Source organism: Streptomyces auratus (assembly GCF_050433025.1).
Lineage (GTDB): Bacteria > Actinomycetota > Actinomycetes > Streptomycetales > Streptomycetaceae > Streptomyces > Streptomyces sioyaensis.
Map to the genome: position 1 here is coordinate 4,224,463 of NZ_JBNGCB010000001.1, position 13,582 is coordinate 4,238,044.

Annotated in this window: 12 protein-coding genes and 2 tRNA genes; 3 read left to right on the forward strand and 11 right to left on the reverse strand. The window is 71.1% G+C overall.

Annotated features, from left to right (window positions below):
* Window positions 1-113: 113 nt before the first annotated feature.
* From BKA18_RS18400 to BKA18_RS18420, 5 genes are read right to left on the reverse strand one after another with little or no spacing between them, the layout of a single operon-like run.
* Window positions 114-1,340: an aminotransferase class I/II-fold pyridoxal phosphate-dependent enzyme gene (locus BKA18_RS18400; RefSeq protein ID WP_366047928.1), complete on the reverse strand. Its 1,227-nt coding sequence runs from the start codon at window positions 1,338-1,340 to the stop codon at window positions 114-116.
* Entirely contained in the window at window positions 1,330-2,067 is a 738-nt protein-coding gene (locus BKA18_RS18405) for an alanine--tRNA ligase-related protein (protein WP_006604441.1), read from the reverse strand. Before BKA18_RS18405 ends, BKA18_RS18400 begins: the two co-directional genes overlap by 11 nt.
* A complete protein-coding gene (locus BKA18_RS18410; RefSeq protein WP_366047927.1) occupies window positions 2,064-3,035 on the reverse strand; it encodes a pyridoxal-phosphate dependent enzyme in 972 nt (323 codons plus the stop codon). Before BKA18_RS18410 ends, BKA18_RS18405 begins: the two co-directional genes overlap by 4 nt.
* A complete protein-coding gene (locus tag BKA18_RS18415; protein WP_366047926.1) occupies window positions 3,032-4,042 on the reverse strand; it encodes a DMT family transporter in 1,011 nt (336 codons plus the stop codon). Before BKA18_RS18415 ends, BKA18_RS18410 begins: the two co-directional genes overlap by 4 nt.
* On the reverse strand, window positions 4,039-4,938 hold the full coding sequence (locus BKA18_RS18420; RefSeq protein WP_429638347.1) for a GHMP family kinase ATP-binding protein: 900 nt from the start codon (window positions 4,936-4,938) through the stop codon (window positions 4,039-4,041). The genes BKA18_RS18415 and BKA18_RS18420 overlap by 4 nt, the downstream gene beginning before the upstream one ends.
* A gap of 343 nt (window positions 4,939-5,281) precedes the next feature.
* On the opposite strand from BKA18_RS18420, the gene BKA18_RS18425 reads away from it, so the two are divergent.
* Window positions 5,282-6,274, forward strand: coding sequence for a LysR family transcriptional regulator (locus BKA18_RS18425; protein WP_366047924.1), 993 nt, complete (start codon window positions 5,282-5,284; stop codon window positions 6,272-6,274).
* A gap of 210 nt (window positions 6,275-6,484) precedes the next feature.
* Here BKA18_RS18425 and BKA18_RS18430 read toward each other — a convergent pair.
* A tRNA-Ala gene (locus BKA18_RS18430) sits at window positions 6,485-6,557 on the reverse strand.
* Window positions 6,558-6,685: 128 nt separating this feature from the next.
* Here BKA18_RS18430 and BKA18_RS18435 point away from each other — a divergent pair.
* Together BKA18_RS18435 and BKA18_RS18440 are read left to right on the forward strand one after the other, a co-directional pair.
* The gene (locus BKA18_RS18435; RefSeq protein WP_006604436.1) at window positions 6,686-7,234 is read left to right on the forward strand and encodes a helix-turn-helix domain-containing protein; all 549 of its coding nucleotides are present in this window, start codon (window positions 6,686-6,688) and stop codon (window positions 7,232-7,234) included.
* A 41-nt stretch (window positions 7,235-7,275) separates the two neighbouring features.
* Entirely contained in the window at window positions 7,276-8,808 is a 1,533-nt protein-coding gene (locus BKA18_RS18440) for a serine/threonine-protein kinase (protein WP_366047923.1), read from the forward strand.
* Window positions 8,809-8,848: 40 nt separating this feature from the next.
* Here the strand turns inward: BKA18_RS18440 and BKA18_RS18445 are convergent, their stop codons facing one another.
* The 5 genes from BKA18_RS18445 to BKA18_RS18465 form a co-directional block, all read right to left on the reverse strand.
* A complete protein-coding gene (locus BKA18_RS18445; RefSeq protein WP_366047922.1) occupies window positions 8,849-10,258 on the reverse strand; it encodes a hypothetical protein in 1,410 nt (469 codons plus the stop codon).
* Complete coding sequence (locus BKA18_RS18450) at window positions 10,252-12,174, reverse strand: vWA domain-containing protein (RefSeq protein WP_366047921.1); 1,923 nt, start codon at window positions 12,172-12,174, stop codon at window positions 10,252-10,254. Before BKA18_RS18450 ends, BKA18_RS18445 begins: the two co-directional genes overlap by 7 nt.
* A gap of 244 nt (window positions 12,175-12,418) precedes the next feature.
* Window positions 12,419-12,553: a DLW-39 family protein gene (locus BKA18_RS18455; protein ID WP_003958712.1), complete on the reverse strand. Its 135-nt coding sequence runs from the start codon at window positions 12,551-12,553 to the stop codon at window positions 12,419-12,421.
* A gap of 189 nt (window positions 12,554-12,742) precedes the next feature.
* Window positions 12,743-12,816: transfer RNA gene (locus BKA18_RS18460), tRNA-Ile, on the reverse strand.
* A gap of 87 nt (window positions 12,817-12,903) precedes the next feature.
* The gene (locus tag BKA18_RS18465; RefSeq protein ID WP_366047920.1) at window positions 12,904-13,581 is read right to left on the reverse strand and encodes a DUF3566 domain-containing protein; all 678 of its coding nucleotides are present in this window, start codon (window positions 13,579-13,581) and stop codon (window positions 12,904-12,906) included.
* Window position 13,582 lies beyond the last annotated feature (1 nt).

The following is a 13,582-nucleotide window of genomic DNA, read 5'->3' on the forward strand; positions in this document are numbered from 1 at the left end:
TCACCGGGCCGTGTCCGCCCTCCCGTCACGGGGGTGGTGGACACGGCCCGCTCGCGTACGGCCTCGGTCAAGCTCCAGGGTCAGGATGCCGCCGGGCCCGTACGTACGCCCGCTCAGCGGAGCGCGGCCCGCAGCCGGGCGAAGGCCGTCCGCAGGACTGCCGGGTGGCTTGCCGCGTTGATGCGGAAGCAGCGGTCGAACGCCGTCCCGCCGAAGCTCTCGCCGCCGAGGACGTGTATGCCGCTCGTGTCGAGCGCCGCGGCGAACCGGCGCGCGTCCTGTTCCCCGTCGGCCTCGGCCCACACCAGGTACGTGGCCTCGGGGGCGGTCGCGGAGACCCGCACGGGCAGGCTCGCCAGTTCGTCGAGGACGAGCCGGACGCGCTCGGCGAGTTCCTCGCGCAGGGTGCGCAGCCACGCGACGCCCGCCGGCCCGTAGCAGGCGGCGGTGGCGACGGCGCCGAGGCTGCCCGGGCGGCCCAGAAGGCTCTGCGGCAGGTCGGCGAGGGCGGCCGCCGAGCGTTCGGAGCCGTAGACGGTGGCGCTCTTCAGCCCGGGGACGTTGAACGCCTTCGACGCGGAGGTGAGGCCGAAGGCGCGTACCCCGTGTACGGCGGCGTCCGCGAACGCCGAGGGCATCGCACGGCCGGGCATCCCGAGCGGTATGTGCACCTCATTGGCGAGCAACAGCAGGTCGTGCTCCCGGCACACCGCGATGGCCTGCGACATCTCCGGAAGGGTCCAGGCCCGGCCGACCGGGTTGTGCGGCTGGCAGACGATCCAGCCCCGGGCGCCGTCCCGGGCCGCGGTGGCCAGTGCCGCCCAGTCGTGCTGCCACTGCGCCCCGGTGCGGAGCAGGGGCACGGCCACCGGTTCGAGGCCCGCCTCGCGGACCACCGTGAACAGATCGCCGTACACCGGGGTCTCGACGATGACGGGGCTTCCCGGGGCCAGACCGGACCGCATCAGGGTGCGCAGCCCCGTCAGCACGTCTGTAGTGCAGCGCAGACCGGCGACATCGGCGTCATGGTGGGCGGACAGATAGCGCCCGCACGCCGCCTCCTGCGCCTCGGGCAGGCCGTATCCGGTCTCGCCGAGGCCGAGGGCCTCGACCAGAGCGGAGCGCAGGAACTCCGGTGGATACAGGTCCATTTCGGCGACGCCGAGGCAGATGCGGTCGGGGGTGGCCGGCCCGATCTGCCACTTCAGGGTGCGACGGGCGCGCAGCACATCGAGGTCGGTGATGAAGCGCGGCCGCTCCGGCAGATCGACCGGGGAGGCCGTACGAGCGGAGCGGACGACGGGCTCCTGCGCCCTCGCCGCTCGGAGGTCATGCGGCATTCCGGTCCAGTTCGATGTAGAGCCGGGTACCGCCCTTGCCCTTGGTGCGGCGGCGCACTGTCACCGTGCCCTGGATCTCCTTGGGGTGGCGGACGTGCGTACCGCCGCAGGGGATCTCCAGGTCTCCCGAGCGCCAGACGAAGACGTCCTGCGTGCCGGGAAGCGGGTCGACTCTCGCCTCCGGGGAGTCGGCCAGCAGCTCCACGATGCGCTCCTGGATGCCGGGGACAGCGTCCGTCGGGATCGCGCAGCTGAAGTCGAAGCGGGCGGAGCTGTCGCTGATGTGGCAGCCGCGCGTCGACCGGGTCAGGCCCTGGGACTGAAGGTATTCGCCGGTCGCATGGAAGAGGAAGTGCGCCAGGGTGTGCATCTGCATGTGGTGCAGCCGCCGCTCCCAGTCGATCTCCATCGAGACCTGCTCGCCCACGGTGAGGGCACAGGGCTCCTCGAACTCGTGGTAGAACACCGCCTCGATGGTGGCGACTTCACCGTTGGGCAGCTGGAACGGGCGGCCACCGGCCTTCTGTACGTCGATGACGCGCTGCCCGTTGACGGTCCCCTGATCGGCGACCTGCCCGCCGGACTCGGCGTAGAAGACGGACTGGTCGAAGATCGCGTAGCGGTCGCTGACCTGCAGGACGGTCGCGGTGCCCGTGGTCGCGTAAGGGTCGTGGTGGTAAAGCTGCTTGGTGGGCGGGCAAGAGCTCCACAGGGCGGCGTCGATCACTGCTGGTCTCCCCAGTTCAGTAGCGTGGTGCCATAGAGTTCGCCGCGGTCGGCGAAGAAGGTGAGGATCTCCCCTTCGGCGTTCGGCCCCAGCGCGGCGGCGAGCCGGCGGGCCCCCATGTAGCAGACGCCGGAGGAGCCGCCCACGCTGATCCCGCGGGCCGCCAACTCCTGTACGCCGGCGCAGGCTTGGGCGTCGGAGACCTCGAACACGCCGGTCACGCGGTCCCGGGCGGAGTCGATGACGGCCGGTATGCGGTTCTGATTGCCGGTGCCCCGCAGGATGCTGGGGGCGGGGTCGCCGCCGAAGGTGATGGAGCCGTGCCGGTCGGCGACGTAGGAGCGGATGCCCTTGGCCGCCAGCATGGCGGACAGCGCGGAGAAGTGGCCGCCGCTGCCGACGCAGAAGATCCCGGCAGCGATGCGCGCGAAGTCCAGGGTGCGCACGAGGTGGGGGACCACCCAGCGGGTGTAGACCTCGGGGTTGAGCGGGCTGTCGTTCTGGTTGGTCCAGTAGTAGTCGGGGTGTTCCGTCCGCAGCCGCTGGAGGAGGTCGTCCCGAGCCTGCTGGAAGCCGAGTACGGGGTGCGGCTCGGGCACGAGGTGCAGCACGCCGCCCGCCAGCTCGATCTTGCGCCGGGTCACGGCCGGGATGCCGGGGTCGGACACCAGGTGGATCTCATGGCCGAGTAAGCGGCCCGCGGCGGCCAGGCCCAGGCCCAGCGACCCGGAGGTGGATTCGATCACCGGCTGGCCCTCGGCGAGCAGGCCGCGCTCCCTGGCCAACAGCAGCAGGCCGAGGCCGAGGATGGACTTGAAGCTGGTCTCGGTGGCGGGGCTGCCGTGGATGGCGCGCAGGACGAGCCGGCTGTCGCCGAGGCGGCCGGCGGTGAGGGTGGTCAGTTGGCTGAGCCCGTCGAGGACGGCGTAGGGATCGACGCGGTCCGGGGGCGCGGCGGTGACGGTCATGAGCGGCCCTCCAGAAGGTTCTTGGCCCAGAAGATCGAGATGAGGAGGATGGCGATGCCCGCCAGCTGGATCAGGCTGAGTTCCTGGCCGAACAGGACGAAGCCGTACACGGCCGCGGCGACGGGCTGGAGCAGCACGTAGACGGCGGCGAGTTGCAGCCGCAGGAACTTCACCGCGTGCGCCATGAGGGTCTGCCCGAGCACCTGGGAGGTCACGGCGAGCGCGATCAGCACCAGCCAGCCCTTGGCCGTCGTCGGCCAGAGGCGCTCGCCGAGGACCGCGGCGACGACGAAGCAGGCCACGGCGCACGCCAGGCTCAGGGTGGCCATGATGCGGGTCGCCTCGTAGCGCTCGCGCAGGCCCTTGGCCACGACGAGGAACAGCGCGTAGAACACGGCGGTCAGCAGGGCGAGGACATCACCGCGCAGGTGCTCCGGGTCGAGGCCGGTGCCCAGGATGACGAGGATGTACAGGCCGCCGAGCGCCAGCAGCGCGGGGAAGAGCAGCTTCCACGGAATGTGGTCCCTGAAGAGGAAGAACATCAGCGGGGCGATGATGAACGGCACCAGGTTGGCCAGGAGATTGGCCTCGGCCAGCGAGGTGTAGAGGAACGAGATGTTCCACAGGCACAGGTCGGCCGCGAGGAACAGCCCGCCGAGCACGATCAGGAAGCGGTCGCGCGGCGTCACCCTGGCCTGCTTGGCCGGGGCCGCGCTCGTCCCCGGGCCCGGGCCGTCCTTGGCCGTCCGGGCCGCGCGCCGGGACAGCGCGACGGACATCCCGAGCAGCAGCGGGACGGCGAAGAGGGAGCGGTAGGCGCCGGTCGCGACCGGGCCGATCTCGCTGATCCGTACGAACACCCCGCCCAGGGCCAGGCAGCACACGGCGAGCAGCACCATGCCCTGGTAGTGGGCCTGGGACCGGGTACGGGGCGGGCTCGCGGCCTGCGCGGCCGGCTCGGGAGCGGCTCCCGGATCCGGAGCCGTGCTGGTGGTGCTGGTCGTCAACGCTGGGCCTCTTTCAGGGTGAACGTCTCGGTGCTGTATCCGCAGGACTCCAGCTCCGAGCGGCATTCCCGGACCCGCAGGTCATGGTCCGGCTGGTGGCGGGAGAAGATGAGCCCCGCGAGGGTTCCGCTGTGCGCGACGCAGACGCCCAGGGCGCCCTGGTCGCGCTGGATCCGCCGCAGGTCCTCCAGGGACTTCTTGGGCAGCCGGTCATTGTGCAACTCGGCGCTGCGGGAGGCGACTTCGGCCGCGGCCGCGTAGTCGTCGGCCCGCAGGGCGGTGTCGAGCTGCGCGAAGAGCTCCGCGTAGACGCGCGCCTTGCCCAGGTCCTCGGGGCTCTCCTGGTGGAACTCCTCGGTGCGCACCCAGCCGCCCTCGTCGACGCCGACGAGGGTCCAGCGCAGGTCCGTGCGGTAGGCGGTCAGGAGCCGGTGGGAGCGTTGGGCACAGGCCGCGACTCCGGGGTGCAGGAGGTAGTCGCCGTACTCCAGCTGCCGGGCCACGGAGAGCGCCAGCGCATGCACGACCGGCTCCGGGGTCTCCGGGTGGCGGCTGCGTATGCAGAGCTGAGCGGTGGCCAGGATGTCCGCGGTGGAGCTGGCATAGCCCTTCGCCACCGGGATGTTGGAATCGATCTCGATAGTGCAGTCGGTTGCGCCGTATCCCAACTCGGCGCTCAGCAATTCAAAAGCGGAAAGGGCTTTGGCCCGATCGCTCGGAGTGATACCGAGCCGCTTCTTAGCCGTGCCGTCATGCGGGCACAGCCGAGCTTGGCTTTTCAACTCCTCAACTGGGGCAGTGAAAAGAAAATGCTCGAACCCATGCGCACCAAAGGTATACCCCTGGAGAATTTCTCCGAAAGTGCCATGGACCGTTGTGACGATCTCGGCAGGCATGCGGGCAGTTCTATACGGCCATGATCGGAGCCGCAATCCAAGGTGCCCTTTAGGTATCCATAAAAGATATTTTGGAGGCCGGAAAACTGTGTCCACTCTGCCCCATTCAACCCCTTCGCGACGGACAAGTCGCCGATTCCTCGCCCGACTTGCCCCACTTCATACGGCCGCCGACCCCATCCGGATTTCCCTGCTCCATTTCTCCGCACCCATCTCTTTGCCTGGACTTGAATGATCCGGTTCTGCCCGGCGCCGAGCGGAAGGCTTCCCGGGCCGCCTCCGCTCTTTCCCCGGGCGACTGAGGGGGTTGATCGGAAACACAGCAATTCCGTATGCTCGCCGCGTGATCGAGCCCCGCCACCTTCGTGTACTGCATGCCGTGATGAAGGCCGGTTCATTCACCGCCGCAGCACGTGAGCTGAGATGCACGCAACCGGCAGTCAGCCAGCAGATAAAAGCCCTTGAGAAATCCGTGGGGACGCCGCTTCTGGCCCGTTCAGGGCGGGACGCACATCTCACGGAAGCCGGCGAGGTACTCGCCCGGCACGCCACCTCCATTCTCGCCAGACTGTCCGCGGCCGAGGAGGAGATAGCCGCCATCGCTGGCCTGCACGCGGGCTGCGTACGGCTCGTCTCCTTCCTCAGCGGCACCTCCACGGTGATCCCGCCCGCCCTGGCCGCCCTGCGTGCCGAGCGACCGGAGGTGGAGGTCACGCTCAGCGAGGCCACGCCGCCGCGCGCCATCGCCATGCTGCGCAACGGCGACTGCGACATCGCGCTGGCCTTCCGGTATCCGGAGCTCCCCGGCGCGGCTCCGGGTGCCCCGGGCACGCATCCGCAGGACCCCGGCACGGAGGGAGAGGAAGACGCCGACTGGGACGGTCTGGCCGCGCATCCCCTGCTGACCGACCGGCTTGTCGGCCTGCTCCCCGAGGGCCATCACCTCGCCGGCGCGGGGAAACTGGAGCTCGCCGATCTGGCCGGCGAAACCTGGATCCTCGGCTGCGCAAGCTGCCGCCGCCATGTGGTGAAGGTCTGCGAGAGCACCGGGTTCACCCCCCGGATGGACCTGACCACCGATGACTACCCCACAGTGATCGGCCTGGTCGGCGCGGGCATGGGCGTCTCCGTACTACCGGAGCTGGCGCTGAGCTCCCTGCCGTCCGGGACGGTCCGCCTGGTGCCGATCGTGCCCACCATCCAGCGGGAGGTGGTCGCCCTGACCCTGCCCGCCTACGAATCCGTGCCCGCGGTGCGGCTCATGCTCCAGCACCTGAAGAGCGCCGCCCGTCTTGCCGGACAGGCCCTCGACGGAACGTCCTTGCCGCCCCGGTGAAACGAACGCCCCTGTACGGCGAGGAAGGCGTGGTGCACGCCACAGAGAGCGCCGGCCGGTGCCACCGGCCGTCAGCGGTCGGGCCGGGGAAGACCACTGAGCACGCCCCGCGGCCACGATCCCCGGCGCGGCCTGTGCACACGTACGCCCCCATCCACACCAAAATGCCCTCCGAAACCGCGTTTCCGCAGTTCAGAGGGCATTTATATGTGGAGCCTAGGGGAGTCGAACCCCTGACATCTGCCATGCAAAGACAGCGCTCTACCAACTGAGCTAAGGCCCCTTCGCGCACCAGGGTACCCGGTGTCCGGGCCCTTTCCCGACCGGGTATCGCCGCGCACCGTCGCTCTCCGTAGGATGCTTCGCGAGATTCGCGGCAGCGAAGCGACCGGGGAGAACAGGGGAGACGGTATGGACGCAGCACAGCAGGAAGCCACCGCGCGGGCCCGGGAGCTGCAGCGCAGTTGGTACGGGGAACCTCTGGGCGCGCTGTTCCGCCGTCTCATCGACGATCTCGGTCTCAACCAGGCCCGGCTTGCCTCGGTGCTCGGTCTGTCCGCCCCGATGCTGTCCCAGCTGATGAGCGGGCAGCGCGCAAAGATAGGCAACCCGGCCGTGGTCCAGCGGGTACAGGCGCTGCAGGATCTGGCCGGCCAGGTCGCCGACGGCAGCGTCAGCGCCGCCGAGGCGACCGACCGCATGGAGGAGATCAAGAAGACGGCGGGGGGCTCGGTGCTGAACAACACCGCGCAGCAGACGTCTTCGACCGGGGCGACCACGGTGCGGCGCGTGGTGCGCGAGATCCAGTCGCTGCTGCGGTCCGTCTCCGACGCCGGGGACATCATCGATGCGGCGAACACCCTCGCCCCCGCTCACCCCGAACTGGCAGAGTTTCTCCGGGTTTACGGCGCCGGTCGTACCGCGGACGCGGTCGCTCACTACGAGGCGCACCAGAGTTAGCCACAGGGGACCTTGCGAGTTCAGAAAGCGGACGGGGCGCCATGGGTGAGATCTTCGCCGGCCGGTACGAACTGATCGACCCGATCGGTCGGGGCGGGGTGGGCGCGGTCTGGCGCGCCTGGGACGCCCGGCGCCGCCGTTACGTTGCCGCCAAGGTGCTGCAACAGAGCGATGCGCACACGCTGCTGCGCTTCGTCCGCGAGCAGGCACTGCGGATCGATCATCCGCATGTGCTCGCCCCGGCGAGCTGGGCCGCGGACGACGACAAGGTGCTGTTCACCATGGATCTGGTGAACGGCGGCTCGCTGGCGCATCTGATCGGGGATTACGGCCCGCTGCCGCCGCGGTTCGTGTGCGTCCTGCTGGACCAGCTGCTGGCCGGGCTGACCGCGGTGCATGCGGAGGGTGTGGTGCACCGTGACATCAAGCCGGCGAACATCCTGCTGGAGGCCACCGGTACCGGCCGTCCGCATCTGCGGCTGTCGGACTTCGGTATCGCGATGCGCAAGGGCGAGCCACGGCTCACCGAGGCCAACTACGTGGTGGGCACGCCCGGTTACTTCGCGCCGGAGCAAATGCTGGGCGCCGAACCGGACTTCCCCGCCGACCTGTTCGCGGTCGGCCTGGTCGCGCTCTATCTGATCACCGGCGTCAAGCCGGACGCCGAGGCGCTGATCGAGGTCTTCGCCGAGCGCGGCATCCCGAACGCGCCCGAGGGCGTGCCGGAGCCGCTGTGGCAGGTGCTGGCGTCCCTGGTGCACCCCGACCCGGAGGCCCGGTTCAGGACGGCCACAGGGGCGCGCAAGGCCATCCTCTCGGCCGTCGAGCTGCTGCCGGACCTCACGATCGAGGACGAGATCGTCGAGGTCTTCGACCACATAGGCCCGCTGCCGGCCGGCTTCGGGCCGGACGGGCCGCTGAGAGGCGCCGGGGGCGCCCAGGGACCCGCGACCGCCGGCGCCACCACAGGCACCGCGTCCACCGGGCACGTCTCCATGTCGGACACCGGCAGCTTCCAGCTGGCACCGCCGGAGCCGAGCACCTCGCCCACGCCCACTCCTGCGCCCGCTCCCACGCCGGTGCCGCCGTCGCCGCCGGGCACGGCGCCCACGGGCCACGGAGCGACGTCCACGGGCCACGGCAGCATGCCGACGGGCCAGGTGGGCCCCGCCACGGGACAGGTGGGTCCCTCCACGGGACAGGTGGGCCCCGCCACGGGACACGTGGGTACGCCGACCGGCCACGGCGGTGCGTCCACCGGCCATGGCGTCCCGGCCGCCCCGGCGGGACCCGTCGGGGCGGGCGCCTCGTCCGGCATGCCCCTGCCGCCGCCGGCCCCCGCGTACGAGCCGACGGCCGCCGTCCACCCAGAGCACTCCGCGACCCGCCCCTATACGGCGGGTCCGCAGCCGGTCCCCGGCCGGCCCCCGGTCGGGGCAGCCGTCGCCGCGCCGGCCGCGGCGCCCCCCGCCCCGTACCGGAGACCGGGGCCACCCGCGAAGGTCGCGGTCCCGGTGCTGATCGTGGCCCTGCTGTGCATCGCGGTCGGCGTCTGGGCGCTGCTGACCGCCTGACACACCGCCACGGGCCGGTGCGGGTCCGGCCGTCCGTCCGCTACCAGCCCCGTGGCGGCCCGAACTGCGCGCCCCGCTGCCCCTGTTGCGTGGTCCGGGTCGACTGCCCCGGAAGCGCGGGCCGTGCCGGCGGCTCGCCGGACGCCCCCGCCACGCCGGCCGCACGCGGCGCCTGCCGCCGGGCCACCAGCGTCCACGTCCCGAGTCCCGCCAGCAGCACCACCCCGGTGCCGATCCCGGCGTAGGCCACCGTCATCAGCGTGCCGCTCGTCGCCGCCTCCTGCGCGGTCTCCCCCTTGCGCGCCGTCTCCCGGTCCTCGGGCGTGACGGAGAAAGTGCCGGCCGGCTTGGTGTAACCGGGCCCGGCCTTGGGGTGGAGCCGGACGTCCACCCGGAGCGTGAGGTCCGTGCCCTTGGGGAAGTACTGCGCGGCATCGGGGTGCAGGGAGACCGCGAGGTAGTACCAGCCCGCGAACCGCATCGCGCTGACCGCATCGACCGGGTTGAAGCGGTTGCCGTAGTCGACCGGCGCGGTGAACTGCTTGGCGGCGGCGGGCTTGCCGCTGTAGGGGACGAAGGTGGCGGTGCCGACCGCGCCGCGGGCCGGGTTGTAGACGCCCAGCCCCAGGGCGTTGCCGACGAATCCGGTGGTTTTGCCGGTGGCGTTCGGCAGCTCCGCGCTGAGGTTGAGGCGCTGGCCCCAGTCCACCGGGACGCGGTAGAAGCGGGTCTCGCCGGGCCTGATCCGGTCCGTCCAGACTCCCGTGGCCACCGAGCCGGCATCGTTGAAGCCGGTGCCTCCCTTGGCGGCGCGCTTGGTGGGGTCGGTGCGCGGTGCGGGCGTCGCGGTGCTCCAGGTGCCCTGGCCGGGCCGGGCGGGCGTGCTGCCCTTGAGCGGGGGCTCTTCGAGGTAGTCCAGCTCGATCGGCCAGGTGTCGGGCCCGGAGGTCGCCGAGCCCTCCCTCTTGAGCACCAGGTAGTACGGGCCGGCCTTCTGGCAGTCCGGGCGGTCGGCGCCGATGCGGCGGGTGGCGTAGTCGGCGATCGGATAGGCCATGCCACCGCCGCGGAAGAACGGACTGGCTCCCGTGTCACAGGTATTGCCGTTGCTGTCCTGGACGTTGATGGTGAGCTTGTCGCCGTAGTCCTCGACCTTGGTGCCGGGCCGGGGCGCCGCGACGGCCGAGAAGTACGCGTTCGTCCGGTCGTCGAGGGTGACGGCGTAGTACTTCTGCTCGCCGCGCTTGATGGCGTCGGTGTGCAGTCCGGGCTTCAGCTGCGGTGCGTCGACGTTGCTGGGGGTGCCCCCGATCTGCGTGGCGCCGTCCGCGGTGCGGTAGCCGGGGACCGCGTCGGCCGAGGCCACGCCCACCGTCCCCGGCAGCACCGCCGCCGCGGCGAGCGTCGCCAGCACGGCGATGCCCCTGTGCGTCGTACGCGCCGTCACCACGAGCCACCCCTCCTCGGATCCGCATCCCCGTCGGCGGCGGCCGGCCGACGGCGGGGCCGTACGTAGGCCAGCGCCAGGCCGGCCAGCAGCAGTACGCCCACCCCGCCGACGGCGACCGCCACCACACGTCCTGTGGACCATCCTCCACCGCTGTCCTGCGCGGCGTCCGCCGAGGGCCCGGATTCCCTCCGGGAGGCCTCGGACACGGACGCCCCGGTCTGCGGACCGTCCCTCTCCTTGCCCAGCACGGCGAGCCGCAGCACCACGCCGATCTGCGGATTCTCCGCGATCTGGGAGGCCCTGGCGCCCAGCGTCACCGCGAGGTAGAAGTCACCGTTGAGGTGCACGGGACGGACGTTGGGGTGTGCCTCGTAGCGGTTGGTCCAGGCGACCGGGACCGTCCCCATGCTGAGCGACGCAGGCCGGCCGTTGTAGGGCACATGGGGGCTGAATTCACCGGTGCCGTTGCCGACCGGTGTACGGAACGGTGTGTAGACCTGGGTGGCGCCGTAGGACGGAGCGGCGCGGTAGCCCTTGCTCCTGGGCTCATTGGCGAACTCCACGTCATAGCGCAGCTGCTGGCCCCAGCCGACCCGCACCTTGTACCAAAGGGTCTGCGCCGGCAGGATCTTGTCCCGCCAGACGCCCTGGTGCAGCGTGCGGGCGTCATTGAAGCCGGTGCCGCCGGTGACGTCCTCAGGGGCGGTGGCGGGCAGCGTGGCGCCCTTGCCGCCCGCGCCGTACTCCGGTGCGGACTGTGCGGGCGTGACGCCCTTCTTCAGCGGATGTTCCACGTGAAACGTCAGCTCCAGCGGCCACCGTGCGGCGTCCGAGCCCCGGGCGGCCTTGCGCTCGACGACCAGCCAGTACCGCCCGGCCTTGTCACAGCTGCCGGTGCCGCTCTGCGTGGGAATCCGGCTGACGCCCGACGTCAGCGGTGCCGCGCCCTCCCGCTGGGCGAACAGCGCGGTGGTGGAGTCGCAGACGCCGTCGCTGCCGTACGCGACCCGGGTGTGCAGCGAATCGAGCAGGCCGACGGCCGCGCCGGACGGGGGCACCACGGTCGCCGAGAAATCGGCCGCCGAGGCGGCATCCAGGTCGGTGGCGTAGTAGCGCTCCTCGTTGGGCCCGAGGGAATCCAGATACTGGCCGGGGGCGAGGACCGGTGCCCCGCCCCGGGTCGCCGTGCCGCGGACCTGCTTCCCCTTGAAACGGTAGCCGTCCGCGGAGAGTTGGCCGGCCCGCTGGAGCTGACGGGCGAGCGCCTTGGCATCCGGGGCGTCGTAGTACTGACCGTTGCCCGCCTTGGCGATGCACTCCAGCTGTGTACGAGCCCTGCCCGCCACCTGGAAGCCGACGGTGTCGATGTGCAGATCGACGCCGGATGCGGCGAGTTGGGCGGCGACCTTGCAGGGCTGCGGCGTCCGGCAGGTGTCCTCGCCGTCGGATATCAGCAGGATCGTGCGCGTACCGAGCGAGCCGGCGGCGGGCCGGGGAAGGTCCGCGGCCGCCTTGCGCAGGGAGAGCCCGATAGGGGTGTCGCCCTGGGGCCGGACGCCCGCCACGGCCTTCTTGAGGCCCGCCCGGTCAAGCGCGGCGACCGGCCGGGCGAGCCGGGTGTCGTCACACCCCTTGGGCTTGTCGGCACCGTAGACCCGCAGGCCGGTGGGGTAGCCGTCGGGCATCGCGTCGACGACCGTACCGACGGCCTTACGGGCGGCGTCGATCCGGGTGCCGCCGGAGCCGTCCGTGCCGGCCATCGAGCCGGAGGCGTCGAGCACCATCACCATCCCGGTGCCCTCGGCGGCCGGCCCCCTGGCCGGTGCGGCCGCGCCGGCCTGCAGCGGCCCGGCGGTCAGGGCCAGCAGCAGCCCCCCGAGCAACGCCGGCACCCCCCTGCGTGATCGTCGCGCCATGCCCTGCTCCCCCTTGCGCCCTGCTGGTCACTTCACCGACAGAATCTTTGCTTATGCAAGCTAATGGTGTGCTTTAGCAAACCCAAGGGGGGGTCGCCGTCACGGTCCCGCAACGACCCTCGGCCGCCCCGGCGCCACCGTCGGCCCCGCCCCCGGAGACCGCTCCGCCCGCCCCCGGATGCACGAAACCCCGACCACCCAGAGGCAGTCGGGGTCCGTACGAATGTGCTGTGCGTGTGGGGTCTCAGACACCCGAACCTGCGGGCACGGAGTCGGTCGCCTCCGTCCACAGATCCTGCTCGGCGCGATCCGCCTGGATCTGGCGGTACACGAGGAGCCCGCCGATGGCGGCCAGTGCGACCAGGAGAAGCTTCTTCACCGCGCGACCTCGTCTTTCGTTGACGTAGGGGACCTATGTCGGCCGATGATACACACCGGTTGATACCGATCGGTTACCTAGCCCACAGTCGGCAACACCTCGCCCGCGGCGCCTGCCGCGAGCCAACTTCCGTCCGCGTACAACGAGTCGGCCCGGCCGGAGAATTCTCCGGCCGGGCCGACTGTGCAGTGCGGCTACCAGGACTTGAACCTGGGGCCTCTTCCTTATCAGGGAAGCGCTCTAACCGTCTGAGCTATAGCCGCGCGTTCGCTGCACCGAAAGATTAGCGCACTTCAGAGGCGTTCCCAAAATCGGATCCGGGAGCCTTCCGCACACCCGTCCGCGCGGGCTCACTCGTCCTCGGCGAGGGTGAGCTCGACACCGCCGACGAAGCCCGCCGACAGGTTGTAGATGAAGGCGCCGAGCGTGGCCAGCGCGGTCGCCAGCACCACATCGATCACCGCGATGATCGAGGTGAACAGCAGCACCCGCGGCAGCGACAGGAAAGACTGCAGATCGAAGCCGGAACCGTCGCCGGAGCCGGTCGCGTCACTGATCGTCCCGCCGACCGTGGTGAAGACGCCCATGGCGTTCATGACCATCCACAGCACCGCGACGGCCACGACCGTGCAGATGCCCAGCGCGATGGAGAGCAGGAAGCTGACCTTCATCACCGACCACGGATCGGCGCGGGCCACCCGCAGCCGGGCCTTGCGGGTCCGCGGGGCTGTACGGGCGCCTGTACGCGGCAGGCGCACCGCGGGCCCGCCCTGCTGGCCGCCGCCGGTGGCATACGCCTGCGGAGGCTCGTACGGCTGTGCGGAGCCGCTCTCCGGCCGCCCTTGGGGCTGCGGTTGCGGCTGACGGGTATCGGTCACGGGTCCCCCCTGGTGAGAGCCCTCGTCTCGGGGGCCGGTGTCAGAAACGGCGGAGCCACGGGCGCTGTCGTCCGTCACGGTCACGGGTCCGGACGAGGAGTCCTTGCCGGCTCCCGATCCACCCGCTGCAGCGCCCGTGGCTCCACTCACG

Excerpts from the sequence above, each read along its gene's own strand:
- BKA18_RS18450 (WP_366047921.1), bottom strand. The coding sequence starts at position 12,174 with ATGGCGCGACGATCACGCAGGGGGGTGCCGGCGTTGCTCGGGGGGCTG.
- BKA18_RS18420 (WP_429638347.1), bottom strand. The coding sequence starts at position 4,938 with ATGCCTGCCGAGATCGTCACAACGGTCCATGGCACTTTCGGAGAAATT.
- BKA18_RS18410 (WP_366047927.1), bottom strand. The coding sequence starts at position 3,035 with ATGACCGTCACCGCCGCGCCCCCGGACCGCGTCGATCCCTACGCCGTC.
- BKA18_RS18400 (WP_366047928.1), bottom strand. The coding sequence starts at position 1,340 with ATGCCGCATGACCTCCGAGCGGCGAGGGCGCAGGAGCCCGTCGTCCGC.
- BKA18_RS18440 (WP_366047923.1), top strand. The coding sequence starts at position 7,276 with ATGGGTGAGATCTTCGCCGGCCGGTACGAACTGATCGACCCGATCGGT.
- BKA18_RS18435 (WP_006604436.1), top strand. The coding sequence starts at position 6,686 with ATGGACGCAGCACAGCAGGAAGCCACCGCGCGGGCCCGGGAGCTGCAG.